Raw genomic sequence first — 25577 nt, 5'->3', positions numbered from 1 at the left:
GTCTGCGGGGGCCCGGGTCCGTCAACCCCTCGGATGGGTGCGATGTGATCGATTGTTGGGCTGTTCTGAGCGGCCGCAATCACACCTTTGGGCGGAATTTAGCAGTGAGTGGAGGCGGCACCACTCGACGTAACCAGGTTCATTCAGGCAGACTGTCGACACAACAGGCGTTCATCTTTCGGACAACCGGCAGACCCTCGGCGGTTGCGCCCCTGTGACCGCTGAGCGGTTCGGCTCGCCCCCCCCGGAGCCGGACCCGACGACCCCCGTCTTCCCCCCGACGGGGGTCGTCCCTTTATGGGGGTGATGGCACCCACGGGGCGGCACGGCGCCGAGACCGACCGGTACTGGGACCGGGCGGAGAGTTAGGCCGACGACATAGTCGCGAGTGACTTCGGCCGCCGCTGCGACGTAGCAGATCAACTATTCCGGTGGAATCTGTCCACAGGTGCCGTGCTCATCCACAGGCCGGCAGTCGGTATCGCCCCCGGGTCAGTCGGGCGGCGCAGGCTTCCAGACCAGCGAAGCCCGAGCCGACTGCTGGAGGCCGTGATGCCACCTCGCCCCGCCGTACCACCCCCGCGCCGCCTGCCCCTTCTCGTGACCTCCGACAACGTGCTCCTCGACGACCTGCTGCGGCTCGCCGCGGCCGGTGGCGTTGACGTCGACCTCGCACCGGATCCGGTGGCCGCCCGGTCCCGCTGGTCCCCCGCGCCGTTGGTCCTGGTCGGCAGCGACCAGGCACAGCCATGCCTCCGGGCGCGGCTGCCGCACCGGCGGCGGTTGGTGCTGGTCGGCCACGCCGGGCACCTTGACCCCGGCCGGGATGTGGCCGACCTGATGGGTGCCGAGTTCGTGGCCGTCCTGCCCGCAGCCGAGCCCTGGCTGGTCGACCGGTTCGTCGAGTGCGGCCCGGAGCAACCTGAACCGGTAGCGGCCCGAGCCGTCGCCGTCCTCGGCGGACGGGGCGGCGCCGGCGCCAGTGTCCTCGCTGGCGGGCTCGCTGTCACGGCCGCCCGCTCCCGCCTGCGGACGCTGCTGGTTGACGCAGACCCGCTCGGGGGTGGGCTGGACCTGGTACTCGGCTGGGAACAACTGGGCGGATTGCGCTGGCCCGCGCTGACCGACGCCGACGGTCGGGTGGACGCCGCGTCGCTGGTACGGGCCCTGCCCAGCCGGGGCGACCTGGTGGTCCTCTCGTGGGACCGAGGTGATCTTCGATCGTTGCCGACCGTGGCGATGGCGGCGACCCTTGACGCGGCCCGGCGGGCTCGCGACGTGGTCGTCGTTGACCTGCCCCGGCACCTGGATGACGCGGCGGTAACCGCCCTGCAGTCAGTCGACCGGGCCTTCGTCGTGGTACCCGCCGAACTCCGCGCCACCGCTGCTGCTGCTCGGGTGGTCAGCGCCGCCGCACCACACTGCGCCGACCTCTCCCTGATCGTCCGTGGCCCCGCCCCCGGCCGGCTCAAGGCCACCGAACTCGCGCGGACGCTTGGGTTGCCGTTGGCCGGCACGGTGCGTCTGGAGCCGGCGCTCGGCCGTGGCCTGGAACGGGGTGAAGCGCCGGCGGCGGACGGGCGGGGCCCACTGGCCGCCCTGTGCCAACGGCTCCTCAACGAACTGACCGGTACCGCGTCGGGTGCGGCATGACCACGACGGACGATGGCCTCGCCGCGCGAGTCCGACGGCGAATCGCGTCCTCCTCAACCCCGGTCACCCCGGCGGCGATTGTCTCCGCCGTACGCGCCGAGCCGGCCGCCGCGGTGCTCGGCGACACCACGCTGCTCCGCCTCGCCGACCGGGTGCACGACGACCTGGTGGGCGCCGGCCCGCTGGCACCACTGTTGGCCGACCCGAGGGTCACCGATGTTCTCGTGAACAACGTCCACGTCTGGGTCGACCGGGGGGAGGGCCTGACAGAGGTCGCGGTGCCGGTGGGCTCGGTGGACGACGTCCGCCGGCTCGCACAGCGACTCGCCGCCAGCGCCGGCCGGCGGCTGGACGACGGCTCACCGTACGTTGACGCGCGACTCGCCGACGGCACCCGGCTACATGCGGTACTGCCACCGGTGGCCACCGACGGTCCGTATCTGTCCCTGCGGACCTTCCGGCAGCGACCGTTCACGCTCGACGAGCTGGCCAGTCAGGGGGCCGTGCCGCGGGCAGTCGTCCCGGTACTGGCCGCAGTGGTGGCGGCCCGGCTCGCGTACCTCGTGGTCGGCGGCACCGGTTCTGGCAAGACCACATTGCTCAACACGCTACTCGGCCTCGTTCCCGACACGGAACGGATCGTGCTGGTGGAGGACGCGGCTGAGCTGCACCCGGCACATCCGCACGTCGTCGGGCTGCAGGCGCGCACAGCGAATGTGGAGGGAACCGGCGTGGTGGGACTGACCGACCTGGTCCGGCAGGCGCTGCGGATGCGACCGGATCGCCTCGTCGTCGGCGAGTGCCGGGGCCGGGAGGTGGTGGACCTGTTGGTGGCGATGAATACCGGTCACGAGGGAGGCGCCGGAACGCTGCATGCCAACACCCCCTCCGATGTGCCCGCTCGACTCGAGGCACTTGGTCTCCTCGGTGGATTGCCCCGGCCCGCACTGCACGCCCAGGTTGCGGCGGCACTCCAGGTGGTGCTGCAGGTACGCCGCGCGGATCGGGGGCGGGTGCTGGATTCCATCTGCCTGCTCCTGCCGGATGGCCCTGATCGGCTGGTCAGGGCGGTCCCGGCCTGGGGCCGCGCTGCTGGGCCCGGGCCAGCGGCCCGGACGCTGGCCGAGCTGTTGGGCGAGCGGAAGGTGCCGGTGCCACCGATCCTGCGGGAGTCTCGGCCCGGTCCGGCAGGTGTGGGATGACCCCGGCTCAGCTCCTGCTACCGCTGATCCTGGCCGCCCTAACGGTGGTCGCGGCGTGGTTGTTGACCCGGCTCGCCCGGCAACGGGTCCAGACCAGCAGCGGCGCGGGCGCCGCCGACGACCCACTGGTGACCTGGGTGGCCAGTCTGCGGCCCAGCACCCCACCGCCCGGACCTGGGCGCGGGGTGGAGCGGGATGTGGCGCGGTCGAAGCCGGCTGTGACGCGGCCCCAGCAGCGCGGGCGGGACCGTTCGGCAGGGCCGCCATCCCGGCGTGACTCGAGGCGTCCGAGCAGGATGGCTCATCCGATGTCTGGTGCCCGCCAGGATGGTTCGGTCTCCGGTGCGTGGAGTGCGGGATCCCCGCCACGTGCTGCCTGGTATCACCCCCTGGCGGCGGCACCCCGGCGCACGCTGCTGCTCTCGGGGGTCCTGGCCGCTGCCGTGGGCGCCCTGCTGGGCGGTCCGGTCGCAGCCGTGGTCACCGGCGCGTACGGCACCCTGGGAGTCCGGGCGCTGCTGCGACGACGGGCGAACCGGCAGGCCGACCAGCTCCGCCGCCGTCACCTCGACCAGCTCTGTGATCTCGCTGCTGACCTGCGCGCCGGTCTGTCGGTGGGCCATTCCACGGCGCTGTCGACGGCCGGGGGTTCGGGCGGCACCCTGATCCGGGCGGCTGTCCGGCTCGCTGAGCGTACCGGTGCGCCCCTCGCCGATTTGCTGGATCGGATCGACGTGGACGCCCGCGCCGCTGACCGGGGCCGGGCCACAGCAGCAGCGCAGGCGGCCGGGGCGCGGGCGACCGCCTGGCTGCTCGCGGCGCTTCCGATCGGTGGCATCGGCCTGGGGTACGGCATCGGTGTCGACCCGGTCGCGGTGCTACTGCACTCGACGGTCGGCGGTAGCTGCGCGTTCCTCGCTGTCGTGCTCCAGGTCGCCGGGTTGTTCTGGACGGAGCGGCTCACCGTGGTCCGCGGCGGGGAGGTCGGATGACCCCGCCGGTGCTGACTGCCGAACGTTGGGCCGTGCCAGCCCTGCTGGGCAGACTCGGATGGCGGAGGCGTCGTCCGGTCCGTCGGCTGCGCGACCTCGACCGGGTCCCGCCCGGTCCGCCACTGATCAGACCGGCGGGTGTGACCCCGGGGGAGTCCCGCCACCGGCGGTGCGCGATTCGGCTCGTCGCTGTACTCGCGGCTGTGACGCTCGCTGTGCTGGCCGGTGGAGTACCGGGCCTGCTCGGGGCCCCGCCCGCCGCAGTGCTGCTCGATCGCCTGCTTCGTCGGGTCGAGTCACCGGCTGTCCGGGAGCGGCGCCGACGGGAGAAGGCGGCCCTGCCGCTCGCCGCCGACCTGCTCGCGTCGGCGATGCGTGCCGGCGCCCCGGTCGACCGGTCGGTACTGGCGGTGGCGGAGGCGCTCGACGGGCCCCTCGCCGAGCGACTCGCCCGGGTCGGGCGCCTTCTTCGCCTCGGAGCGGAGCCCGCGGAGGCATGGTCGTCGCTTGCGGCGGTGCCCGGCGCCGAGCGCCTGGTCGGTGCGGCGCTCCGCTCGGCAACCAGCGGTGCCTCCTTAGCGGGCGCGTTGACCCGTCTCGCCGAGGATCTGCGGGCCGACCGGGCTGCGGCGGCCGAGGCGACAGCCCGCCGGGCCGGGGTGCTGATTGTGCTGCCGTTGGGGCTCTGCTTCCTACCGGCCTTCATTCTCGCCGGCCTGGTGCCGGTGATCGTCGCCGTTCTCGGTGACGTGCTCTGACCGATCTCGAGAAAGGACCACGGACATGCGCAGAATCACCGCCCGACTTCGAGGCGACGCCGGGATGAACACCGCCGAATACGCCGTCGGCACGCTCGCTGCAGTCGCCTTCGCCGGGCTCCTACTCAGGGTACTTACCTCTGACAGTGTGCAGGCGGCGTTGACCGCCATCATTGACCGGGCACTTCAGTGAGGCGGTGCCGGTGGGCCGGCCGAGACCGGGGCTCCTTTACCGCTGAACTGGCGGCCGGCCTGCCGGCATTGCTCTTGCTCCTGTTGGTTGGTCTGACGGCGGTTGACGCGGTGGGCACCAAGGGCACCGCTCTGCATGCGGCACGGGAGGTGGCGGTCGCGGTATCCCGGGGTGCAGATGGGTGGGCCGTGGTCCGCGCGCTCGCCCCACCCGGAGCCAGGGTGTCGATCGACAAAGACGGGCAGCGGGTACGCGTCACTGTTCGTGCCCCGGTCCGGGGCCTCGGGACACGGATTCCCCGACTGACGGTCACCGCGACGACCGTGGCCGCGGTCGAACCCGGCCCTGAGCCGTTCCCGCCGGTCGAAGCTGTCGTCGGTGGAGCAGGAGGGTGACCGGCAGTGGAAGCGGGGGCCGTCGCCCCGCCGGTCGGGACAGGAGGGCTCGGTGGGGACCGCGGGCGACCGGCGAAGAATGGTGGCGGGTGTCCGCTGGTGGGGACCGGGGCGGTGCCACGGTCCTGCTGCTCGCGGTCGGGGTCGCATTCGTCGTCTTCGGGGTGGCGGGCATGGCGGTTGGGGTGGCTCGGGTGGCCCGACAGCAGGCAGGTGTCGCGGCGGACCTGGGTGCACTCGCCGGGGCGGCAGACGCCGTGCTCGGAGTCACCACCGCGTGTGAGTCGGCCCGGGCGATCGTGACAGCAAATGGCGGCCGGCTCGTTCACTGCCGGCTCGACGGGCTGGATCTGCTGGTCACCGTGGAGGTAACCGCCACCGTGTTGCCGGGTCTGGTCCGGGCCGCGACCGGTCGGGCCCGGGCCGGCCCGCCACGTGGGTGAGCGCACGTGTGCCCGGGCCGGCCCGCCCACGCACGTGTGCCCGGGCCGGCCCGCCCACGCACGTGTGCCCGGGCCGGCCCGCCCCGTGGCTGAGCGTGGCCCTTCGGGGACCGGTCGCGCCAACGGATCAGCGGGACTGGAGCGCGTCCAGTCCGATCGCCATGGCGATGACCAGCCGGCGGTCGAGCTGTGGGTTGTGGATCTGCACGACATAGCGGTCGCGGAGACCCCACTTCTTCACGACCGAGAAGGCCGGCTTGCCGTCGGCGCCGAAATCGAAGTGGTAGGGCAGCCAGGACAGCGCGTCGACGAAGCGGCGGAGCAGAGCGATCGGTAGGGACCGTTCCGCCCCGGTGACCTGGGGCAACCCGCCCTGCTCGAGATGCCACGTGGAGCGCAGCAGGGACTGGGCGAAGTCTTTGCGGAACAGGCCGATTGGATTTCCGGCATGATCAGTGACGTCGTAGGTGGCACCCAGGTCGAGGCGCTGCCGTGCCTTGAATCCGAGCAACGGCTGCTGCTGTGTGTCGTCGGTGTAGATGGTCACCTGTTCCTTGAAGGCGAGCCGTTTCTGCTGGGCGAACGCCAGCAGACCCCCCTCCGAGCCGTCCGGTGCGACGGCGTGAACCTGGTACTGGTTGACGACCATCCGGATTCGCTGGCGGATGTGGAACTGCTGGTGAGCCTGAAGGGCGTCGGGGTGCATGACATTCCTTTCGGTGCAATCGGGCTGGACCGGGTGCCGGGGTGGTCGGCGCTCCGCGCGCCGCCGGTGCGCGGGGCGCCGGGCCCGTTGACGCTCAGGATGCCCGGCTGGCCCGAGCCGCTCCGGCTGGCAGGTTGGCCAGCACGATGTCGAGGACCCGGACCGCGTCCGTCTTGGACAGCGGGTTGTTGCCATTACCGCACTTCGGGGACTGGACGCAGGACGGGCAGCCGGACTCGCAGCCACACTCCGCGACCACGTCCCGGGTCGCCCGCAGCCACGTCGCCGCCGTCCCGTACGCCCGCTCGGCGAAGCCGGCCCCGCCGGAGTGGCCGTCGTAGACGAAGACAGTCGGTGCCCCGGTGTCGGGGTGTGCCGCGGTGGACAACCCGCCGATGTCCCACCGGTCGCAGGTGGCGGTCAGTGGCAGCAACCCGATCGCGGCGTGCTCGGCGGCGTGCAGCGCGCCGGGTACGTCGGCCGGGTCGACTCCGCCCGCGGTGAGGGACTCCGGCGAGAGCGTGAACCACACCGCCACGGTCCGCAGCTCCCGGGCCGGCAGGTCCAGGGGGCGGGTGTCGATGATCTCGCCGGTGGTGATCCGGCGTCGCTGGTAGGACACCACCTGGCTGGTCACGTCGACCTCACCGAGGAAGAGCCCGACCGGCCCGGCGTCCAGGTACGACCGGACCGCCACCACCGACAGCGACGTGACATCACGGGCGTGGGTGGACCAGTCCGGCTCCTCGGGATGCACCAGTGCGCACCCGTCGGCGAGGTCGAGGGTGTCGACCACGTACGAGATGCCCTGGTGCAGGTAGACCGCCCCGGGGTGCAGCAGGAAGTGCGACGACCCGCCGTCGACCGTGCCGAGGAGTCGCCCGGTCGCGGTCTCCACCACGCAGATCGGGGCGCCGTCTCCACCACGGAGCTCCACCTGGGGGCGCTCCCGGTGGCGCCAGTACCACCCGGTGGGGCGCTGCCGGAGCGCACCGGCCTCGACCAGGGCGTCCACCGCCTCTTTCGCGCCTTCTCCGAACAGGTCCAGGTCGGCCGGGGTGAGTGGCGCCTCGGCTGCGGCGCAGGCGAGCTGCGGCCGGAGCACGTACGGGTTGGTGGGGTCGAGCACCGTCGCCTCGACCGGAGTCCCGAAGACCGCCTCGGGGTGGTGGACGAGGTAGCTGTCGAGCGGGTCGTCCCGGGCCACCAGTACCGCCAGCGCCTCCTGGCCGGAGCGGCCGGCCCGCCCCGCCTGCTGCCAGAGCGAGGCGCGGGTGCCGGGGTAGCCGCAGATCAGCACCGCGTCCAGCCCGACCAGGTCGACGCCGAGCTCGAGGGCGTTGGTCGAGGCCAGTCCGCGCAGTTCACCGCTGAGCAGGGACCGTTCCAGCTCGCGTCGCTCCTCCCGCAGGTAGCCGGCGCGGTAGGCGGCCACCTGGTCACCCAGCCCGGGGAACGCCTCGTCCAGGGCCCGCCGGGCGTTGGCCGCCACCGCCTCGGCCCCCCGTCGGGACCGGACGAAGGCGAGTGTGCGGACCCCGGCGGCGACCGCGTCGGCGAGCAGGTCGGCGGTTTCGCGCAGCGCGGATCGTCGTACCGGCGCGAGGTCGGTGTCGTCGGGGGAGTTGGTCGGGGCGGGCAGCGTCGGCGGCTCCCACAGCGCGAAGGTCACTCCGCCGTGGGGCGAGGTGTCTGCGGTGACGGCCGCCGCAGGCAGGCCGGTGAGCCGTTCGGCTGTCGCGGCTGGGTCACCCGAGGTGGCGGAGGCCAGCACGAAGACCGGCGTACGGCCGATCCGGGTGCACCGTCGGCGCAGCCGGCGCAGCACGTGTGCGACCTGCGAGCCGAAGACGCCCCGGTAGCTGTGGCACTCGTCCACCACCACGTACGCGAGCCGGCGGAGGAACCGCTGCCACTGGGCGTGACCGGGCAGGATGCCGTGGTGCAGCATGTCGGGGTTGGTCAGCACGAACCGCGCATGCTGCCGGATCCACTCCCGTTCGGCTCGGGGGGTGTCTCCGTCGTAGCAGGCGGGGCGCACTCCGTCCAGCTCCAGCTCGGTGACGGCCCGGAGCTGGTCAACGGCGAGTGCCTTGGTGGGAGCGAGGTAGAGCACGGTGGCGCGGGGGTCGGTGAGCAGTGTCGACAGCGCCGGTAGCTGGTAGGCCAGGGACTTGCCGGACGCGGTGCCGGTGGCGACGACGACGTGGCTGCCGGCGTGGGCGAGGTTGGCGGCTTCGGCCTGGTGCTGCCACGGTGCGTCCACACCCTGCCGGGTGAGGGCCACGCGCAGGTCCGTCGGGACCCAGCTGGGCCAGGGCGCGGGCTCGCCGGCGCGGGCGGGTACCCGTTCGACGTGGGTTACCGGGTTGGTGTCGTGCCGGGAGCGGAGCTGACCCAGCAGCTCTGCCGGGGACGGCCCGGGGGCTGCGGCACGGGCGGCCGCGGGTGACCCCGGCCGGCCGGGGCGCCGCGGCCGGGGCGCCGGGCTGTCAGAGGTCACGTCTGCACACTCGCACGGGTGTTCGGGGATGGGTAGCGTTGGGCCTGGGGCTGAGGTGCCTGCCTTGCCGGGGCGCTGCTGGTAGCCAGTATTACCGGTGGTGATGGTTGAATGCCCGGGGAGAGTTTACGGCTCTTGCGAGGAGGGTCTGATGGAGCTGTCGCTGGCGACGCGCACCGTGGGGGAGTTTGCGGTGGTCGTGGTCGGCGGTGAGGTGGATGTCTACACCGCCCCGCAGCTCCGGGAATGCCTGTTCGAGTTGATCGATGCCGGGGTTGAGCGCATCGTGGTTGACCTGGGTCGGGTCGACTTCCTCGACTCCACCGGGCTTGGCGTGCTGGTGGGTGTCCTCAAACGGCTGCGGACCACCGGTGGCTCCTTCGCGTTGGTCTGTGACCGGGAGCCGCTGCTGAAGATCTTCCGGATCACCGCGCTCGACCAGGTCTTCCCGCTGTATCCGACGGTTGACGCGGCGACCGGCGTGTGATGGCAGTGGTCCGTCTCTCCTTCTCGCCCGCACCGGTGCACGTTCGCACGGCGCGGTTGGTCGGTGTCGCGGTGGCGCGGCGCGCGGGGGTCCGGCAGGACCTGCTGGACGAGGTGCGCCTGGCGATCGGTGAGGCGTGCACCCGGGCGGTGGCGCTGCACCAGCAGCACAACCTGTCTGACCCAGTCCGGGTGGAGATGTCCGATGACGGGACCTATGCCGTCCGGGTGGTGGACCGGGCGCCGATCGAGGCTGGCGCCGATCTTGCCGCGTTGCCGCCGTACGAATTGGCCCGGGAGCCGCTCAGCGAGGACGCGTTGGCCACCGGCGTGGGGTTCGCGCTGCTCGCCGGCTTCGTCGATGACCTCCTGGTACGTCCGGCGGACGGGGGCATTGGCACCGAGGTGCAGATGGTGTGGCCGCTCGACCGCTGAGCGCGCTGGAGCACCGCCCCCGGCTCTACCGCCACCGAACGGACCTCGGCTGTCCTCTTGATCTCGATTGGTGCTTCGCTATATCAGAGTTTCGCTCATAGCACAGCGACGAAGATCATTCCGACACGATGACCACCAGGTGTGACCTCAGACACTGCAGAGGGCTACAGTACCCGGGTTGTCAGCAAGTGAACCCTTCCGCAGCCAGCGGGAACGGTGCTCCATCGCTGGTCCGCTCGGTGGGTTGGCGCGTGCTTGCGACACCGCATCCAGGCGCCGGCCCTGCGTCTCCACGGGTCGGCGCGAGCGTTCGGTACAGGAGGACACAGATGTCCGACACCTTGGCCGCCGAGGGCGGCGGGATCTCCCTCACCGGGAACAATGTCACGTGGGTGGTTCTCGCCGCCGTGATCGCGGCCGTGGCGCTGGCGTTCGCCGCCGCGTTGACGCGGACCGTGCTGGCCGCCGGCAGGGGCACCACCAATATGCAGGAAATCTCGGGCGCGGTGCAGGAGGGCGCCTCGGCGTACCTGTTCCGGCAGTTCCGTACCCTGGCGATCTTCGTGGTCGTTGCCGTGCTGCTGCTCTTCCTGCTGCCGGTGCACGAGACCGACGGCAGCGAGACCGCGGTGAAGATCGGTCGATCGGCCTTCTTCGTCATCGGCGCACTCTTCAGCGCGTTCATCGGCGGCGCCGGCATGTGGCTGGCGACCCGGGCCAACCTGCGGGTCGCCGCCGCAGCCCGGGAACGGGTGGGTGGCCGGGAGGCCGCCATGCGGATCGCGTTCCGCACCGGCGGCGTCGTCGGCTTCCTCACCGTCGGCCTCGGTCTCCTCGGCGCGGCGTTGGTCGTCCTCTTCTACCGGAGCGACGCCCCGACCGTACTGGAGGGCTTCGGCTTCGGTGCCGCGCTGCTCGCCATGTTCATGCGGGTCGGTGGCGGCATCTTCACCAAGGCCGCCGATGTCGGCGCCGACCTGGTCGGCAAGGTGGAACAGGGAATCCCCGAGGACGATCCGCGCAACGCCGCCACCATCGCCGACAACGTGGGCGACAACGTGGGCGACTGCGCCGGCATGGCCGCCGACCTGTTCGAGTCGTACGCGGTGACCCTGGTCGCCGCGCTGATCCTCGGCCGGGCCGCCTTCGGTGAGCAGGGGCTGGTCTTCCCGCTGATCGTCTCCGGCATCGGGGTGATCGTCGCGATCATCGGCGTCTTCATCACCCGGCTGCGCACCTCGGACCGCTCCGGGCTGACCGCTATCAACCGGGCCTTCTACGCCTCCGCGCTCATCTCCGCGGTGCTGGTTGCCATCGCCGCCTGGGCGTACCTGCCGGCCAGCTTCGCCGAGTTGACCCAGGGACTGGCCGACGTTGACCAGAACCCGCGCGTGGTGGCCATCGGCGCGGTCGTCATCGGTATCGTGCTGGCCGCCGCGATCCAGGCGCTGACCGGCTACTTCACCGAGACCGAACGCCGCCCGGTGCAGGACATCGGCCGCAGCTCACAGACCGGCCCGGCCACCGTCATCCTCGCCGGCATCGGCGTCGGTCTGGAGTCCGCGGTCTACTCGGCGCTGCTGATCGGGGCGGGCGTCTTCGGCGCCTTCCTGCTCGGCGGCAGCTCCATCACGCTGTCGCTGTTCGCGGTCGCGCTGGCCGGTACGGGACTGCTCACCACGGTCGGCGTCATCGTCGCGATGGACACCTTCGGTCCGATCTCCGACAACGCCCAGGGCGTGGCGGAGATGTCCGGCGACATCGACGCGGACGGCGCCCGCACGCTGACCGAGCTGGACGCGGTCGGTAACACCACCAAGGCGATCACCAAGGGCATCGCGATCGCCACCGCGGTACTGGCCGCGACCGCGCTCTTCGGCTCGTACACCGACACGCTGCGCATCGCGTACGCCGACGCGGGCATCACCGATGTCGGCGGCGAGATTCTCAACTCGCTGAACGTGGCGAACCCGCGGAACCTGGTCGGTCTGATCATCGGCGCTGCGGTGGTCTTCCTCTTCTCCGGGTTGGCCATCAACGCCGTGTCCCGCTCGGCGGGGGCGGTGGTGATGGAGGTTCGCCGGCAGTTCCGGGAACTACCCGGGATCATGGACCGCACCCAGCGCCCCGAGTACGGCAAGGTCGTCGACATCTGCACCCGGGACGCGCAGCGGGAGCTGATGACCCCCGGCCTGCTGGCGATCATGGCGCCGATCGCGGTCGGCTTCGGGCTCGGGCCGGGCGCGCTCGCGTCGTACCTGGCCGGGGCGATCGGGGCCGGCACCCTGATGGCCGTCTTCCTGAGTAACTCCGGCGGCGCCTGGGACAACAGCAAGAAGATGGTCGAGGATGGCGCGTACGGCGGCAAGGGCTCCGAGGCGCACTCCGCGACTGTTATCGGCGACACCGTCGGGGACCCCTTCAAGGACACCGCCGGCCCGGCGATCAACCCGCTGCTCAAGGTGATGAACCTGGTCTCGCTGCTGATCGCGCCGGCCGTGGTGGCCTGGAGCGTGGGCGACGACCGCAACACCGGGCTGCGGATCTCGATCGCCGTTGTCGCGACCCTGATCATTGTGGCCGCCGTACTGTTCAGTAAGCGGCAGGGTGTGTCGATGTCGGATCCCGGCGCGGGCACGGGCAACCCGGAACAACGTCCGGAGGCGGTCCGGGCCTGACCTGTACACCCCGCACCGCCGTCCGCCCGGCCCGCGTCGGCCGGGCGGAGGTGCGGATGCCCGACGAACCTGACCGCGGTACGGGACGGCGCGACACCGTACGCTGCAACGCATGCGTGTGTGCCGGGCGACAGCCGGAAGGCTGGCGGCGATGCTGGCTGCGGTTGTCCTGATCGCCGGATGCGGTGGTGGGCCGAGCCCTGGGGCGTGGGCGACCTCGGTCTGCTCCGCCCTGACCCCCTGGCGAGCCGAGATCAGGAAGCTCACCAGTAGCACCGACCAGCAGATGACCGCCCAGACCAGTCCGGCTCAGGCCAAGGAGAATCTCGTGCGGCTCTTCGACGGGGCGGCGCGGGCCAGCGAGACGGCGCGGCGCCGGGTGGAGCAGGCCGGCGTCCCCGACGCGGAGCAGGGCGCCGAGGTGTCCGCGCGGATCCGTGCAGCGCTGGCGCAGATGCGGGACGCGTACGCCAAGGCCCGGGACTCCATCGACAGCCTCAGCACGAGCCAGTCCACCGCCTTCTACGACGGGGTGCGGGATGCGGTTCAGACCCTGAACCAGGAGTACGAGGCCAGCGCCCTGGATGCCAGTAACCTGAACTCGAAGGAGCTGACCCGCGCCTTCACCGAGGTCCCCGAGTGCCGTTGACCGGGCCGTTGGACGGGGAGCCGGCGCCGGGGCTCTTCCCGGCGCCCGAGCTGGACCCGCCCGCTGCCCGGGGCCGCACCGACCGGGCCGCGCGTCCGGGTGTGGCCGCCGCCCGGGTCGACCCGGCCGATCGTCGGCAGCGAGGTCTGGACGCGGATCGCCAGCTCGCCTTCTTCGGCGCCGAGGCCACCGAACCCGCCGTCGCCGACCTGGCCGGCCTGCTCGCCGGACCGGCCGAGGGGTCCGTGATGGGGGGCACCGCCCGGCTGGCCGTGGTGGTCGACGATGCCTGGCGGGTCCACGTGCTGGTCGCCGAGTTGGCGGCGCGACACCTCCCCACGAGCTGGGCGGCGGCGGGCGGTGGCCGGCATTGCGTGCGGACGGCGTACACGAGGGTGCTGAAACCGCTCGTGGCGGCGTGGCTGCGCGGCTCGGTGAAGCATCCGCCCGACGCCTTCCACCTGGATGGGCGAGGGCTGCGGCTGTGGTTCGTCGCGGCCGGTTCGATGGCGGACTCCGAGGTTCTGCTCCGTCTCGGGCTGGCCGCCCACCAGCGGGTGGGGGCGGCGCTCGCCGCGGTGGGGTTGCCCGCGGTGCCGGAGTCGGGCCCGGACGGCCTGGCCTACCGGATCACCGGACGTCGACTGCTGAACCGCTTCGCCGAACTGGTCGGCGACCCGCCCCCCGCCGTGCCCCCGGTGGCCTGGCCGTACCGCGGTTGAGCGGCGGTGCGCTCGACGCCGTGGCCGTCGCGAGCGGGCGGTGTGGCAGCTCCGTTGCCGGCACCCCGCCCCGAGCGGGTGCGTTGGGTCCCGTTCGTCACGGGAAGCGGTGGTCAGGCCTACGGGCAGTGTACGGTGACGCCGGGTCGGGTCCCTCCGGTGTTTGTCGCCCACGAAACCGGAATCCCGGACGACGCGTTACGTTGGACATCCGGACTGTTGGGGCGCCGGTGGGGTCAATGCGCCCCGTACCGGACACCACGGCGGTCACGATGCGGGAGTGAGGTCGGAGAGAGACGTGCCGAGCAATGCTGGAACCACCCGTCTGGTCATCGTCGAGTCCCCGGCGAAGGCCAAGACGATCTCGGGCTACCTCGGCCCGGGGTACGTCGTGGAGGCCAGTTTCGGGCACGTCCGCGACCTGCCGCGGAACGCCGCCGATGTGCCGGCGAAGTACAAGGGCGAGGCGTGGGCCCGGCTCGGCGTCGATGTCGACAACGGCTTCCACGCCCTCTACGTCGTCTCCGCCGACCGCCGGCAGCAGATCAGCAAGTTGACCAAGCTGGCCCGGGAGGTTGACGAGATCCTCCTGGCCACGGATGAGGACCGGGAGGGCGAGGCGATCGCCTGGCACCTGGTGGAGACCCTCAAGCCGAAGGTTCCGGTCAAGCGGATGGTCTTCCACGAGATCACCAAAGCGGCGATCCGGGCCGCCGTGGCGAACCCGCGGGAGATCGACCGTGATTTGGTTGACGCCCAGGAGGCCCGCCGCATCCTCGACCGGTTGTACGGCTACGAGGTGTCCCCGGTGCTGTGGAAGAAGGTCATGCCGAAGCTCTCGGCGGGCCGGGTGCAGTCGGTGGCGACCCGCATCGTGGTCGAGCGGGAGCGGCAGCGGATGGCGTTCCGCAGCGCCGAGTACTGGGACATCCTCGCCACGCTCGCCGCCGGACAGCCCGACGCGGGACCCCGCACCATCACCGCCACCCTGGTCGCGCTCAACGGTGACCGGATCGCCACCGGCAAGGACTTCGAGCCGACCACCGGGCGGGTCCGTCCCGGCGCCGGTGTGGTGCACCTGGACGAGGGCGGGGCCCAGGGGCTGGCCGCCCGGCTGGCGGATCGGCCGTTCACGGTTACCCGGGTCGAGGAGAAGCCGTACCGTCGCCGCCCGTACGCGCCGTTCATCACCTCGACGCTGCAGCAGGAGTCGGCCCGTAAGCTGCGTTTCTCCTCGCAGCAGACGATGCGCACCGCGCAGCGGCTCTATGAGAACGGCTACATCACCTATATGCGTACCGACTCGGTGAACCTGTCGGAGACCGCCATCGCCGCGGCCCGTCAGCAGATCGCCGAGCTGTACGGGGAACGTTGCGTCCCGCCGGAGCCGCGTCGCTACACCGGCAAGGTGAAGAACGCGCAGGAGGCGCATGAGGCGATCCGCCCCGCGGGCGACACCTTCCGCACCCCGGGTGAGCTGCGCAACGAGCTGTCGGTTGAGGAGTACAAGCTCTACGAGCTGATCTGGCGGCGCACCGTCGCCTCCCAGATGACCGACGCCGTGGGCTCCAGCGTCTCGGTGCGGATCCGCGCCGTCACGGCCGCCGGTGAGGAGGCGGACTTCGGCGCCACCGGCAAGACCATCACCGACCCGGGCTTCCTCCGCGCCTACGTGGAGTCCAGCGACGACGAGAACGCCGAGGCGGAGGATGCCGAGCGGCGCCTACCGACGCTGGCGAAGGACCAGCCGCTCACCGCCGAGCAGCTCGCCGCGCAGGAGCACCACACCCAGCCGCCCGCCCGTTACACCGAGGCGTCCCTGGTCAAGGCGCTGGAGGAGCTGGGCATCGGCCGCCCCTCCACCTACGCGTCGATCATGCAGACCATCCAGGACCGGGGGTACGTCGTCAAGCGTGGTCAGGCGATGATCCCGTCGTTCCTGGCCTTCGCCGTGGTCGGGCTGATGGAGCGGCACTACCCACGCCTGATCGACTATGGCTTCACCGCCAGCATGGAGAACGAGCTGGACGAGATCGCCGGTGGCGACCACGCGGCGGTGGACTTCCTCACCGCGTTCTACTTCGGCACCACCAACGGCGCCGGTGACCAGGACATCGCCCGCTCCGGTGGGCTGAAGAAGCTGGTCACCGAGAACCTGAGTGAGATCGACGCGCGGAGCGTCAACTCGATTCCGCTCTTCAGCGACGACCAGGGGCGGCCGGTCGTGGTCCGGGTGGGCCGTTACGGGCCGTACCTGCAGCGGGAGTTGCCCGGGGAGGCGGCCGCCGCCGACGGTGAGGAGGGCGGTGGTCAGGGCGACCGGGCTCCGATTCCGGAGGGGCTGGCCCCGGATGAGTTGACCCCGGAGAAGGTGCACGAGCTCTTCCTCGGTGGCGGCGGTGAGCGCAAGCTCGGGGAGGACCCGGCCACCGGCGAGCCGATTCTGCTCAAGGCGGGCCGGTTCGGCCCCTACGTGGCCAGCGGGGAGCGTAAGTCGTCCCTGCTGCGCTCCCAGTCGCCGGACGCCCTCACCCTCGACGAGGCGCTGCGGCTGCTGACCCTGCCGCGGCTGGTCGGTGTTGACCCGGAGGGCAACGAGGTCCTCGCGAACAACGGCCGCTACGGCCCGTACGTGAAGCGGGGCGAGGAGTTCCGGTCGCTGGAGTCCGAAGAGCAGATGTTCACGGTCACGCTGGACGAGGCGCTGGCACTGCTGGCCGCCCCGAAGACCCGGCAGCGTCGGGCTCCCGCACCTCCGCTGCGGGAGTTGGGTGCCGACCCGCTGACCGAGAAGCCGCTGGTCATCAAGGATGGCAGGTTCGGGCCGTACGTGACCGACGGGGAGACCAACGCGTCGTTGCGGCGGGGGCAGACGCCGGAGGCGCTGAGCCTGGAGCAGGCGTCGGAGATGCTCGCCGAGAAGCGGGCGAAGGGCCCGGCGCCGCGGAAGAAGGCGGCCAAGAAGGCCGCGCCCGCGAAGAAGGCCGCGCCCGCGAAGAAGACGACGGCGAAGAAGACGACGGCGAAGAAGACGACGGCGAAGGAGACCGCCGCGGCGGCCAAGACGACGGCGGCGAAGAGCGCCGCGGCCAAGCCGCCGAAGCGGGCCGGCAGCGCGGCGGAGTAACGACTCCGCCGGGGCGCGGTCAGCCGAGGACCCGGGACAGGTGTTCGCTGGCGAACACCCGGTGCGGGTCGAGCCGGTCTCGGACGGCCTGGAAGCTGTCCCACCTGGGATAGGCGGGGGCCAGGGAGGCCGCGTCGCGCCAGTGCAGTTTGCCCCAGTGCGGCCGGCCGCCAAGCCCTTCGGCCAGCTCTTCGACGGCGCGGAAGTACGGCTCGTACGGCATCCCCACGTACTGGTGGACGGCGAGGTACGCGGAGTCCCGGCCGTAGCCGTGCGAGAGCCAGACCTCGTCGGCGGCGCTGAACCGGACCTCGACCGGGAAGAGGACTTTGACCGGCAGCCGGTCCACGATCCGGCGCAGGTCGGCCAGGGCCGGGGCGAGGGCCGCGCGGGGCAGCGCGTACTCCATCTCGACGAAGCGGACCCGACGTGGGCTGCAGAAAACCGCGTCGGAGGGGCCGGTGTAGCGGCGCTCGGTGAGCACCCGCGCGGCGACGGAGCTGAGGCCGGGAGCGAGTGCCGGTACGGCCCGGCCGAGCCGGCAGGCCCCGCCGAGCAGGGTGTTGGAGAGGAGCTCGTCGTTGAGCCAGCGGTGCCAGCGCGGCAGCGGACGGTCGTTGACGGGTACCCGGTCGTTGCTCTTGACCTGGACCCGATCGGTGTAGGGGAACCAGTAGAACTCGACGTGGTCGTGTCGCTCGACCAGCTCGGGTAACTCGGCCAGCACCGTGGCCAGCGGCGCGGGCCGCTCGTGTGCGTGCAGTACGAACGCGTCCACGCAGCTCAGGGTGACGTCGACCAGGACGCCGAGCGCGCCGAGCGAGACCCGGGCGGCGGCGAAGACATCCGGGTGCTCGTCGGCGGAGCAGTGCAGCACCTCGCCGACGCCGGTGACCAGGGTGAGTGCGGTGACGAAGGTGGACAGGCAGCCATGCTGGGCGCCGGTACCGTGGGTGCCGGTCGAGATCGCGCCGGCTACCGTCTGCGCATCGATGTCACCGAGGTTGGGCAGGGCCAGTCCGTAGCCGGCGAGCAGTCGGTTGAGGGCGCGCAGCGTGGTGCCGGCGGGGACCGTGACCAGCCGGCGATCGAGGTCGACCCGCACCTCGTTGGCCAGGCCCGTCAGCTCCATTCGATGACCTTCGGTCCGGGCGACCGGGGTGAAGGAGTGTCCGCTGCCGACCGGGCGGATCCGCTCTCCGGCTGCTACGGCGGCCCGTACCGCCGCCGCGATGTCGGCGCTTGAGGTGGGGCGGAGCACGCTGGTGGCGGTGTCACGCTGATTGCCGGCCCAGTTGGACCAGGTGCTGACGGAGCTTGCGGTAGCGGCCATGGACGCTCCTCGAAATGAATGTGAAGTGACTTCATATCAGGAACGTTGTGCCTGGTAAATACCGTAATCGAGTTCCGCTCGTTGTACCGGTAGTCACGGACTCGTGACGTGTAGATATGTTCATCCGTCGAAGGGGGGTGGCGAGTGTCCACACCAGCCGCCACGACCGGGCCGCTGCGCCGCGTACCGGTGCAGGGTCGAAGTGTCGCTCGGGTCCAGCGCATGCTGGACGCCTGTGCGGAGCTCGTCGACGAGGTGGGGTACGAGGGGCTGACCACGACGCTGCTCGCCGAGCGCGCCGAGGTGGCGATTGGGTCGGTCTATCAGTTCTTCCCGGACAAGCGGGCAATCGTGCAGGCGTTGACCCTGCGCACGATGGAGTCCTATCTCCAGCGGCTCGACGAGAGGTTCGCCTCGAACGACCTGACCCACTGGTGGGATGGGGTTGACGCGGCAATCGACGAGTACATCACGATGCACCGCACCGTTCCCGGGTTCCGTACCCTGCACTTCGGCGACGTGGTCGACCTGCACCTGCTCGATGAGCAGCGGGACAACAACGGGGTGATCGCGGATCAACTCGCCCGCGTTCTCACCGAGCGCTTCGGACTCACCGACGTCCCGGAGCTCCAGTTCCACCTCGAGATCGCGGTCGAGGGTGCTGATGCGCTCATCCAGCTGGCGTTCCGCCGGCGGCAGGAGGGCGACGACCGGGTGCTCGTCGAGGCGAAGGCGTTGATTCGGGAGTACCTGTACCGCCAGCTTGACGCTCGGGGGGGCGTGGACCGGCCGGTGGAGGTCGTCCAGCCGGCCTGATCGGTGTCCACCCGCCCGGGCGTCCCAAACCGGTCCGGGCGGCGGGCTCCGGCCCCGGCGTCCGGGGTGGGTCCTCAGAGGAAGGCCCACCCCTCACCGCGGTAGGTGGCGGCGGACGCGGCGACGGTCTCCGCCTCCACCAGGTGGAGCTCGTTGACGTGCTCGGCGAGCTCGCCGGCCTTGGCGTGCCGGAACCAGACCCGGTCGCCGATCCGAAGCGTGTCGGCAGCCCGGCCGGTCAGCGGAGTCTGCACCTCACCGGCTCCCTCCGCGCCGACCAACCGGAGGTCGGCCGGGAGGACCGGGCGGGGGAGGCGACTGGGTTCGGCCGGCCCGGAGGCGATCCAGCCGCCGCCGAGCACGGTGGCGTAGCCCGGCGCTGGCCGGCGCGCCACCGCGCAGGCGAAGAAGGCGGCGGGGGCCGGGCGCCAGGCCCGGTAGGTGTCGAAGAGCGTCGGCCCGTACAGCCCGGAACCCGCGGCGACCTCGGTGACCGCGGGGTCGGCGCTGGTGGCGGCCAGGCTGCCGGTGCCACCACCGTTGACGAACTCCAGCTCGGCGTGCTCGCGGACCGCCGCCACCGCCGCACTCCGGCGGGCCAGCAACTCCCGGTACGACCCGCGCTGAACCAGTCGGATCGCCGCGCCGAGCAGCGCCCGCCCCGGCGGCGCGTCGCCCATCCCGGCGATCTGCGCCTCGTACGCCATCAGTCCGACCAGCCGGAACCCGGGTCGGGCGGCGACGGCGGCGGCGAGCGCACCGGCCGCCCGTGGATCATGTACCGGCGAGCGGCGCACCCCGAGGTGCAGCCGCCCGCCCAGCGGTCGCCACGAGGCATCCAGGTCCAGGCAGACCCGCAGCTCGGGCCGGCGACCTGGGGCGCGAACGGCGTCCACCAGATCGAGCTGGGCGGGATCGTCGATCATCAGGGTCACCGCGGCGGCGAGCGTCGGCTCACCGGCCAGTTCAGCGAGCGCGGCCCGGTCGGTCGCGGGGTATGCCACCACCACGTCGTCGGTGATCCCGCAGCGGACCAGCCAGAGCGCCTCGGCGAGGGTGAACGCCAGCACCCCCGCCCAGCCGGGAGTGGCCAGGGCCCGGGAGATCAGCGTCCGGCAGCGTACCGACTTGCTGGCCAGGCGGACCGGCTTACCGCGGGCGCGCTCGGCGAGGGCGGTGGCGTTGGCGTCGAACGCCCGGAGGTCGACCACCGCGTACGGCGGGTCGAGGTGGGCGGTCGCGCGGTCGAGTCGGGCGCGCAGTTCCGCGGTGTCGGGGGCCACGTGGTGCACGCTAGCCGTACCGGGGTCGATGCCCAAGCATCTCGCCTCGGGCGGGCTGCGGGCGGTGGACACCCCGCCTAGGCTCGGCGAGCAGGGGAATGTCATAGCGGGATGCCATCGGGCCGGGGCTAGAGTGTTGCACCGAGACCGCCCGGTAACGGGTCGCCATGTGGAGGTACGGCCATCGAAAGCCAGCAGAACGGCGAGTCGGCCAACGGCTCGTCACCCGCCGCTCAGTCCGGACCGGCGGGCCCGTCCGGTACCGCGGCGCCGGCCAGCCAACCCGACCACTCGGGCTATGCCGCGATCCGCTCAGTCCTGCGCATCCGCCCGTTCCGGCGGCTCTGGATCGTGCTCGGCGCCGCCTCCTTCGGTGACTGGTTCGGCCTGCTCGCCACCTCCGTCTTCGCCGCCTCCCAGGTGGAGGGGGACACGGCCAAGGGCGCGGCCTTCGGCACGGTCATCGCGATCCGGCTGCTGCCGGCGCTGGTCCTCGGGCCGATCGCCGGCGTCTTCGCCGACCGGTTCGACCGCCGCTGGACGATGGTCATCTGCGACGTGCTGCGGTTCCTGCTCTTCGCCTCGATCCCACTGGTCGCCGTCCTGGGCGCCAGTGGCGCGGTAGTGGTCGGGTGGGCCACGATCGCCACGTTCCTGATCGAGTCGATCACCCTGCTCTGGATTCCGGCCAAGGAGGCCGCGGTCCCGAACCTGATCCCGCGGGCCCGGCTCGAAGCGGCCAACCAGCTCACGCTGATCACCACGTACGGCCTCACCCCGGTCCTCGCGGCGCTGGTGGCCGCGGCGCTCGACCGCAGCGTCCGAGCCATCGCCGGTGGCGACCTCGGCTGGGCGGAGCCGGCCCAGCTCGCGCTCTGGGTCAACGCTTTCTCAAGGCTGGCCACCGCCTTGGTGGTCGCGTACGGCATCCGGGAGATCAGCCGGGGCCCCGCCGCCAAGCGGGACCAGACCGAGCGGAGCATGCTGGGCGAGTTCAAGGACGGCTGGCGGTTCATCGGCCAGACCCCGCTGGTCCGGGGTCTGGTGCTGGGCATCTTCGGTGCTTTCGCCGGCGGTGGCATGGTGATCGGCACGGCCCGCTTCTTCGCCAACTCGCTCGGTGCCGGCGACGCTGCGTTCTTCCTGTTGTTCGGGGCCATCTTCATCGGCCTGTCGATCGGCATCGGGCTCGGCCCGATGATCGTCAAGGAGATGTCCCGACGGCGCTGGTTCGGCATGAGCATCGTGCTCGCCAGCGCCGCGGTGATGACCCTGGCCTTCGCCATCCACCTCTCCATGGCGATGGTCGGTGCGGTCCTGGTCGGCGCGGGTGCCGGCATGGCCTTCCTCGCCGGCACCACGCTGCTCGGTGGTGAGATCGCCGACGAGGTGCGGGGGCGGGTCTTCGCGGTGGTGCAGATCGGTACCCGGATGGTGCTGATCCTGGCCATCGCGTTGAGTAGCCTGCTCGCCGGGGTTGGTGGCTCCCGCCGCTTCGAGGTCGCCAACCTGGGGATCTCGATCTCGTCCACCCGGCTGCTGCTGCTCGCCGCGGGGTTGGCGGGCATCTTCGCTGGAATCAGCGCGTTCGGGCAGATGGACGACAAGAAGGGCGTTCCCGTCCTGGCCGACCTGTGGGGTTCGATGCGCGGGCGACCGCTGACGCCAGCCGAGCCGTTCGCCTCCGCCGGGCTGTTCGTGGTCTTCGAGGGGGGCGAGGGGGCCGGCAAGTCCACCCAGCTCGCCCTGCTCGCCGACCGGCTGCGGGACCAGGGGCGGGACGTGGTGGTCACCCGCGAGCCCGGCGCCACCGGAGTCGGCGAACGAATCCGGTCCCTACTGCTCGGCCAGCCGGGTTCCGACGTGCCCTCCCCCCGCGCCGAGGCGCTGCTCTACGCCGCCGACCGGGCCCACCACGTGGCCACCGTGGTGCGGCCGGCGCTGCGCCGGGGCGCCGTCGTGGCCAGCGACCGTTACATCGACTCATCCCTGGCCTACCAGGGCGCGGGGCGGACGCTCCCCGTTGACGAGGTCTCCTGGCTCTCCTCCTGGGCCACCGGCGGGCTCAAGCCCGACCTGGTGGTGCTCCTGGACATTGATCCGAGTGCCGGGCTGTCCCGGGTGGCTGCCCGGAGCGGGGCCCCCGACCACCTGGAGGCCGAGTCGGTCAGCTTCCACGAACGGGTCCGGTACGCGTTCCTCGACCTCGCCGCCACCGATCCGAAGCGCTACCTGGTGCTGGACGCCGCCCGGTCAACCGACGAGATCGCCGACGAGGTGGCTCGGCGGGTCGGCGAGCTGCTCGGCGCTCAGGCCGGCGGGCCGCCCCCGCCGGCGGCGAGTGGTGGCCCGCCGGCGAGTGGTGGGCCGGCGGCGAACGCACCCAAGGCGGGCGGGCCGCATCCGCCGGCGGGGAGCGGGCCGGACACCGCGGTCCACTCCGAGTTATCCGACCCGAAGCTGGTGACGATGGAGCGTCGGAGCTGATGTCGGACGTCTTCGCCGACCTGGTCGGCCAGGACGAGGCGGTGGACGTGCTGCGGCGGGCCGCAGCGGACGCCGCCGCCGTGCTCCGTGCCGGGCCGCCCGGCCCGGCGGAGCGCGAACCGGGGGCGGGGATGACGCACGCCTGGATCTTCACCGGGCCGCCCGGGTCGGGCCGGTCGGTCGCCGCACGAGCCTTCGCCGCCGCCCTCCAGTGCGGGGACGGCAGCGGATGCGGCACCTGCCCCGGCTGCCACACCACGATGGCCGGCACGCACGCCGATGTCCGGCTGGTCGTACCGGAGGGGCTCTCCATCGGCGTCACCGAGATGCGCGCCCTGGTGCTTCGCGCCGCCAGCACCCCCTCCGGCGGGAGGTGGCAGGTGGTGGTCATCGAGGACGCGGACCGCCTCACCGAAGCCGCCGGCAACGCCCTGTTGAAGGCGGTGGAGGAGCCACCCCCGCGAACGGTCTTCCTGCTCTGCGCGCCGTCCATCCACCCCGACGACATCTCGGTGACCATCCGGTCGCGCTGCCGGGTCGTACCCCTGCGGCAGCCGGCAACGGCGGCGGTCGGCGAGGTGCTCGTTCGGCGGGACGGCGTCGAACCCGACGTGGCGAGCTGGGCGGCTGCCGCGGCCCAGGGGCACGTCGGGCGGGCTCGGCGGCTCGCCCGTGACCCGCAGGCGCGTACCCGCCGGGAGGCGGTGCTCGCGGTGCCCCGCCAGCTCACCGGCGTGGGCGCGGCGATCGATGCTGCCGCCGCCCTGATCGGAGCCGCCGAGGCGGAGGCCGCGGCGTTGGTGGCGGACACCGACGCCGCCGAACGGGCCGCCCTGGAGACGGCCCTCGGCGCGGGCGGCACCGGCCGGCGGGCGGCCAGCGCGTTCCGGGGCGCCGCTGGGCAGGTCAAGGAGCTGGAGCGGCGGCAGAAGTCCCGGGCCACCCGGGCGCAGCGGGACGCCCTGGACCGGGCGCTGGTGGACCTCGCCGGCTTCTACCGGGATGCGCTCACGATGGCGCTGGGCGCCCCGGTCGAACCGGTACACACCGACATCGCCTCGGTCGCCGAGGCGGGGGCGCGCAGGTGGGACGCCGACGGCGCACTGCGTCGCCTGGAGGCGGTCCTGGCCTGCCGGGCCGCGATCGAGGCGAACGTCAAGCCCCGGATCGCCGTCGAGGCGATGATGCTCACCCTCTGGAAGGGCTGACCAGACCGCCTGTTGCCCCACCGGCTGGGCACTTTCGCGGCATCGACACACTCCACTTCGGTGCGGTACGGTCCGGGTGCCACAGTGACGCGGGGGCGACGCTGAGTTATTCCAGTGTGGGAGGACGCCGATGCCGCGGGGGGAGATCGACGAAACCTGGATCGAGGAGGCGGTGCGGCGCTACCGCCGGATCGAGTCCCTGCAGTCCGAGTTCGACCAGGCGGTGACGACGGTCGAGGTCACGGTCCGTTCGCCGGACGGGCTGGTCGAGGTGGCGGTCACCGCGGCGGGGCGGATCACCGGCGTGCGGTTCCTCGGCACGTTGCAGAACCGCCGGCCCGGCGACGTCGCCGGGTCCGTGCAGGCGGCGGTGGCCGCCGCAGCCGACGCCGCGCAGTGGGCGCGGGAAAAGCTACACAACGAGACCTTCGCCGCCTACCGTCCGCTCACGGGGGCGTGAATGGAGACGTTGCGCTCCCTCGCCGGTCGGCTGGAGGCGGCGAGTGACACGCTGACCGACCTCTCCTACGCTGCGCCGGCCACCGATCCGCCGGGAGTCGCCTTCGGCGGAGATGCGGTGGGACGCCCCGGCGAGATTGGCCGGGCCCTGCACCGGCAGTGGACGGCCGCCACCGGTGATCGGGCCCGCGAGGCTCACCTGGCCGCCCAGCGGCTGGCCGCGGTGGCAGCCGCCGTCCGGTCCGCCGCCGACAACTACGTCGAGACCGACCAGGACGCGCGTCGGCAGTTCCTGGGGGAGACGTGATGGACCCACTGGACCGACTCGCCGAGCCCGGTCTTGACCTGCTGCGTCGGGTCGACGCCCTGCTCGCCACCGGCGCACCGGAGGGGCACCGGGTCTGGCCGTTGCTGCGCCGCATGCAGGTGCTCCCCGGTGCGGCGGTGCGCAGCTTCCTGGAGTTACCCGCCGCGGCCTTCTCCGATGCCGGTCGGTCCGTGCGCCAGCTGGTCCGGGGGTATGACGAGGTCTCCGCCGCGCTCACCGAACCGGTGCCCTGGTCCGGCGCCGCCGGGACCGCCTTCGGGGAGAACCGGGCCGCGCTGCTACGCCACCTCGACGAGGGGCCGGAGAGCCTGGTGGGGCGGTTGGAGTCGACCGCCGGTTACGCCGACGCCATCGCCGAGTGGATCGAGGGCAGTCGGCGTACGCTCGCCCGAACCCTGGCCGGCGCGTTGGGCTCGGCCGAGGCGGTGGCCGTGGTCGCCGCGACGTCGGCGCCCGCTGCGGCCCCGGTGCGGTTCGCGGTGTCGGTGCCACATCCCGCGGCGGAGGTCGAGGCGGCCGAGATCGCCGCGCGGGTGCTGGCGGTGCTCTCCGCCGCCTACGACGGGGCGGAGACACTTCTGCGGCACTGGGGGCCCAACCTGGCCGAGTCCCCCTGGCGGGCGCCGGTCATCGGAACGCCCCGCTACGACACCCCGACCCACGTCGGATGGTGAGCACCCGTGCCCCGGCCGAGAGTAGTGGTCCAGGACGGGCCCGACAG

General features: G+C 72.2%; 23 protein-coding genes. 19 read left to right on the top strand and 4 right to left on the bottom strand.

The annotated features are described in order from the left end of the window. Nucleotides 1–600 precede the first annotated feature (600 nt). The 7 genes from ssd to H0524_RS04980 are packed head-to-tail and all read left to right on the top strand — an operon-like array spanning nucleotide 601 to nucleotide 5636. Nucleotides 601–1653, top strand: coding sequence for a septum site-determining protein Ssd (gene ssd / locus H0524_RS05010; RefSeq protein WP_180197622.1), 1053 nt, complete (start codon nucleotides 601–603; stop codon nucleotides 1651–1653). Beyond that, on the top strand, nucleotides 1650–2855 hold the full coding sequence (locus tag H0524_RS05005; RefSeq protein WP_180197558.1) for a TadA family conjugal transfer-associated ATPase: 1206 nt from the start codon (nucleotides 1650–1652) through the stop codon (nucleotides 2853–2855). The genes ssd and H0524_RS05005 overlap by 4 nt, the downstream gene beginning before the upstream one ends. Beyond that, a complete protein-coding gene (locus tag H0524_RS05000) occupies nucleotides 2852–3847 on the top strand; it encodes a hypothetical protein (RefSeq protein ID WP_180197557.1) in 996 nt (331 codons plus the stop codon). Before H0524_RS05005 ends, H0524_RS05000 begins: the two co-directional genes overlap by 4 nt. Next, nucleotides 3844–4605 carry a type II secretion system F family protein gene (locus H0524_RS04995; protein WP_180197556.1) on the top strand — a complete coding sequence of 254 codons (762 nt, stop codon included), beginning with the start codon at nucleotides 3844–3846 and terminating at the stop codon, nucleotides 4603–4605. Before H0524_RS05000 ends, H0524_RS04995 begins: the two co-directional genes overlap by 4 nt. Before the next feature lie 25 nt (nucleotides 4606–4630). Next, nucleotides 4631–4798, top strand: coding sequence for a DUF4244 domain-containing protein (locus tag H0524_RS04990; protein ID WP_180197555.1), 168 nt, complete (start codon nucleotides 4631–4633; stop codon nucleotides 4796–4798). Next, nucleotides 4795–5193 (top strand): TadE family type IV pilus minor pilin, encoded by a 399-nt coding sequence (locus tag H0524_RS04985; RefSeq protein WP_180197554.1) that lies wholly within the window; start codon nucleotides 4795–4797, stop codon nucleotides 5191–5193. Before H0524_RS04990 ends, H0524_RS04985 begins: the two co-directional genes overlap by 4 nt. Further along, nucleotides 5190–5636 carry an Rv3654c family TadE-like protein gene (locus H0524_RS04980; protein WP_180197553.1) on the top strand — a complete coding sequence of 149 codons (447 nt, stop codon included), beginning with the start codon at nucleotides 5190–5192 and terminating at the stop codon, nucleotides 5634–5636. The genes H0524_RS04985 and H0524_RS04980 overlap by 4 nt, the downstream gene beginning before the upstream one ends. 127 nt (nucleotides 5637–5763) lie before the next feature. Here the strand turns inward: H0524_RS04980 and H0524_RS04975 are convergent, their stop codons facing one another. Both H0524_RS04975 and H0524_RS04970 read right to left on the bottom strand, forming a co-directional pair. Continuing rightward, complete coding sequence (locus H0524_RS04975) at nucleotides 5764–6342, bottom strand: hypothetical protein (RefSeq protein WP_180197552.1); 579 nt, start codon at nucleotides 6340–6342, stop codon at nucleotides 5764–5766. Between the two features lie 94 nt (nucleotides 6343–6436). Next, the gene (locus H0524_RS04970; RefSeq protein ID WP_180197551.1) at nucleotides 6437–8845 is read right to left on the bottom strand and encodes a DEAD/DEAH box helicase; all 2409 of its coding nucleotides are present in this window, start codon (nucleotides 8843–8845) and stop codon (nucleotides 6437–6439) included. A gap of 151 nt (nucleotides 8846–8996) precedes the next feature. Between H0524_RS04970 and H0524_RS04965 the strand changes: the two genes are divergently transcribed. The 6 genes from H0524_RS04965 (at nucleotide 8997) to topA (ending at nucleotide 16942) form a co-directional block, all read left to right on the top strand. Next, nucleotides 8997–9332: an STAS domain-containing protein gene (locus tag H0524_RS04965; RefSeq protein ID WP_180197550.1), complete on the top strand. Its 336-nt coding sequence runs from the start codon at nucleotides 8997–8999 to the stop codon at nucleotides 9330–9332. After that, nucleotides 9332–9766: an ATP-binding protein gene (locus tag H0524_RS04960; RefSeq protein WP_180197549.1), complete on the top strand. Its 435-nt coding sequence runs from the start codon at nucleotides 9332–9334 to the stop codon at nucleotides 9764–9766. Before H0524_RS04965 ends, H0524_RS04960 begins: the two co-directional genes overlap by 1 nt. Nucleotides 9767–10095: 329 nt before the next feature. Beyond that, nucleotides 10096–12444, top strand: a complete 2349-nt coding sequence (locus H0524_RS04955) for a sodium-translocating pyrophosphatase (protein WP_180197548.1) — start codon at nucleotides 10096–10098, stop codon at nucleotides 12442–12444. Between the two features lie 112 nt (nucleotides 12445–12556). Further along, nucleotides 12557–13093, top strand: a complete 537-nt coding sequence (locus H0524_RS04950) for a hypothetical protein (RefSeq protein WP_180197547.1) — start codon at nucleotides 12557–12559, stop codon at nucleotides 13091–13093. Further along, nucleotides 13084–13815, top strand: coding sequence for a hypothetical protein (locus H0524_RS04945; RefSeq protein WP_180197546.1), 732 nt, complete (start codon nucleotides 13084–13086; stop codon nucleotides 13813–13815). Before H0524_RS04950 ends, H0524_RS04945 begins: the two co-directional genes overlap by 10 nt. Before the next feature lie 298 nt (nucleotides 13816–14113). Beyond that, nucleotides 14114–16942 (top strand): type I DNA topoisomerase, encoded by a 2829-nt coding sequence (gene topA, locus H0524_RS04940; RefSeq protein ID WP_180197621.1) that lies wholly within the window; start codon nucleotides 14114–14116, stop codon nucleotides 16940–16942. Between the two features lie 19 nt (nucleotides 16943–16961). Here topA and H0524_RS04935 read toward each other — a convergent pair whose 3' ends face one another. Then, a complete protein-coding gene (locus H0524_RS04935) occupies nucleotides 16962–18275 on the bottom strand; it encodes a D-arabinono-1,4-lactone oxidase (protein WP_180197545.1) in 1314 nt (437 codons plus the stop codon). A 222-nt stretch (nucleotides 18276–18497) separates the two neighbouring features. Here H0524_RS04935 and H0524_RS04930 point away from each other — a divergent pair, with 222 nt between their 5' ends. Beyond that, a complete protein-coding gene (locus H0524_RS04930; protein WP_018727567.1) occupies nucleotides 18498–19091 on the top strand; it encodes a TetR family transcriptional regulator in 594 nt (197 codons plus the stop codon). A 74-nt stretch (nucleotides 19092–19165) separates the two neighbouring features. Here the strand turns inward: H0524_RS04930 and H0524_RS04925 are convergent, their stop codons facing one another. Continuing rightward, the gene (locus H0524_RS04925; RefSeq protein ID WP_375371991.1) at nucleotides 19166–20383 is read right to left on the bottom strand and encodes an amino acid deaminase/aldolase; all 1218 of its coding nucleotides are present in this window, start codon (nucleotides 20381–20383) and stop codon (nucleotides 19166–19168) included. Between the two features lie 309 nt (nucleotides 20384–20692). On the opposite strand from H0524_RS04925, the gene tmk reads away from it, so the two are divergent. The 5 genes from tmk (at nucleotide 20693) to H0524_RS04900 (ending at nucleotide 25530) form a co-directional block, all read left to right on the top strand. Further along, nucleotides 20693–22861 (top strand): dTMP kinase, encoded by a 2169-nt coding sequence (gene tmk, locus H0524_RS04920; RefSeq protein ID WP_180197620.1) that lies wholly within the window; start codon nucleotides 20693–20695, stop codon nucleotides 22859–22861. Beyond that, nucleotides 22861–24069 carry a DNA polymerase III subunit delta' gene (locus H0524_RS04915; RefSeq protein ID WP_180197543.1) on the top strand — a complete coding sequence of 403 codons (1209 nt, stop codon included), beginning with the start codon at nucleotides 22861–22863 and terminating at the stop codon, nucleotides 24067–24069. Before tmk ends, H0524_RS04915 begins: the two co-directional genes overlap by 1 nt. A gap of 130 nt (nucleotides 24070–24199) precedes the next feature. After that, nucleotides 24200–24529, top strand: coding sequence for a YbaB/EbfC family nucleoid-associated protein (locus H0524_RS04910; protein ID WP_018727563.1), 330 nt, complete (start codon nucleotides 24200–24202; stop codon nucleotides 24527–24529). Further along, on the top strand, nucleotides 24530–24835 hold the full coding sequence (locus H0524_RS04905) for a hypothetical protein (RefSeq protein WP_180197542.1): 306 nt from the start codon (nucleotides 24530–24532) through the stop codon (nucleotides 24833–24835). Beyond that, nucleotides 24835–25530 carry a hypothetical protein gene (locus tag H0524_RS04900; RefSeq protein WP_180197541.1) on the top strand — a complete coding sequence of 232 codons (696 nt, stop codon included), beginning with the start codon at nucleotides 24835–24837 and terminating at the stop codon, nucleotides 25528–25530. Before H0524_RS04905 ends, H0524_RS04900 begins: the two co-directional genes overlap by 1 nt. The last annotated feature ends 47 nt before the right edge of the window (nucleotides 25531–25577 follow it).

It is taken from the genome of Salinispora sp. H7-4, assembly GCF_013416675.1.
Lineage (GTDB): Bacteria > Actinomycetota > Actinomycetes > Mycobacteriales > Micromonosporaceae > Micromonospora > Micromonospora vitiensis.
The sequence above is the reverse complement of the archived record's forward strand: the minus strand, read 5'-3'. Positions and strand labels throughout refer to the sequence as shown.

Bases quoted from the DNA above. Each gene is read 5' to 3' on its own strand.
- H0524_RS05005 (WP_180197558.1), top strand. From the start codon at position 1,650: ATGACCACGACGGACGATGGCCTCGCCGCGCGAGTCCGACGGCGAATC.
- H0524_RS05000 (WP_180197557.1), top strand. From the start codon at position 2,852: ATGACCCCGGCTCAGCTCCTGCTACCGCTGATCCTGGCCGCCCTAACG.
- H0524_RS04995 (WP_180197556.1), top strand. From the start codon at position 3,844: ATGACCCCGCCGGTGCTGACTGCCGAACGTTGGGCCGTGCCAGCCCTG.
- H0524_RS04990 (WP_180197555.1), top strand. From the start codon at position 4,631: ATGCGCAGAATCACCGCCCGACTTCGAGGCGACGCCGGGATGAACACC.
- H0524_RS04975 (WP_180197552.1), bottom strand. From the start codon at position 6,342: ATGCACCCCGACGCCCTTCAGGCTCACCAGCAGTTCCACATCCGCCAG.
- H0524_RS04965 (WP_180197550.1), top strand. From the start codon at position 8,997: ATGGAGCTGTCGCTGGCGACGCGCACCGTGGGGGAGTTTGCGGTGGTC.
- H0524_RS04960 (WP_180197549.1), top strand. From the start codon at position 9,332: ATGGCAGTGGTCCGTCTCTCCTTCTCGCCCGCACCGGTGCACGTTCGC.
- H0524_RS04955 (WP_180197548.1), top strand. From the start codon at position 10,096: ATGTCCGACACCTTGGCCGCCGAGGGCGGCGGGATCTCCCTCACCGGG.
- H0524_RS04950 (WP_180197547.1), top strand. From the start codon at position 12,557: ATGCGTGTGTGCCGGGCGACAGCCGGAAGGCTGGCGGCGATGCTGGCT.
- H0524_RS04935 (WP_180197545.1), bottom strand. From the start codon at position 18,275: ATGGCCGCTACCGCAAGCTCCGTCAGCACCTGGTCCAACTGGGCCGGC.
- H0524_RS04930 (WP_018727567.1), top strand. From the start codon at position 18,498: ATGCTGGACGCCTGTGCGGAGCTCGTCGACGAGGTGGGGTACGAGGGG.
- H0524_RS04915 (WP_180197543.1), top strand. From the start codon at position 22,861: ATGTCGGACGTCTTCGCCGACCTGGTCGGCCAGGACGAGGCGGTGGAC.
- H0524_RS04910 (WP_018727563.1), top strand. From the start codon at position 24,200: ATGCCGCGGGGGGAGATCGACGAAACCTGGATCGAGGAGGCGGTGCGG.
- H0524_RS04905 (WP_180197542.1), top strand. From the start codon at position 24,530: ATGGAGACGTTGCGCTCCCTCGCCGGTCGGCTGGAGGCGGCGAGTGAC.
- H0524_RS04900 (WP_180197541.1), top strand. From the start codon at position 24,835: ATGGACCCACTGGACCGACTCGCCGAGCCCGGTCTTGACCTGCTGCGT.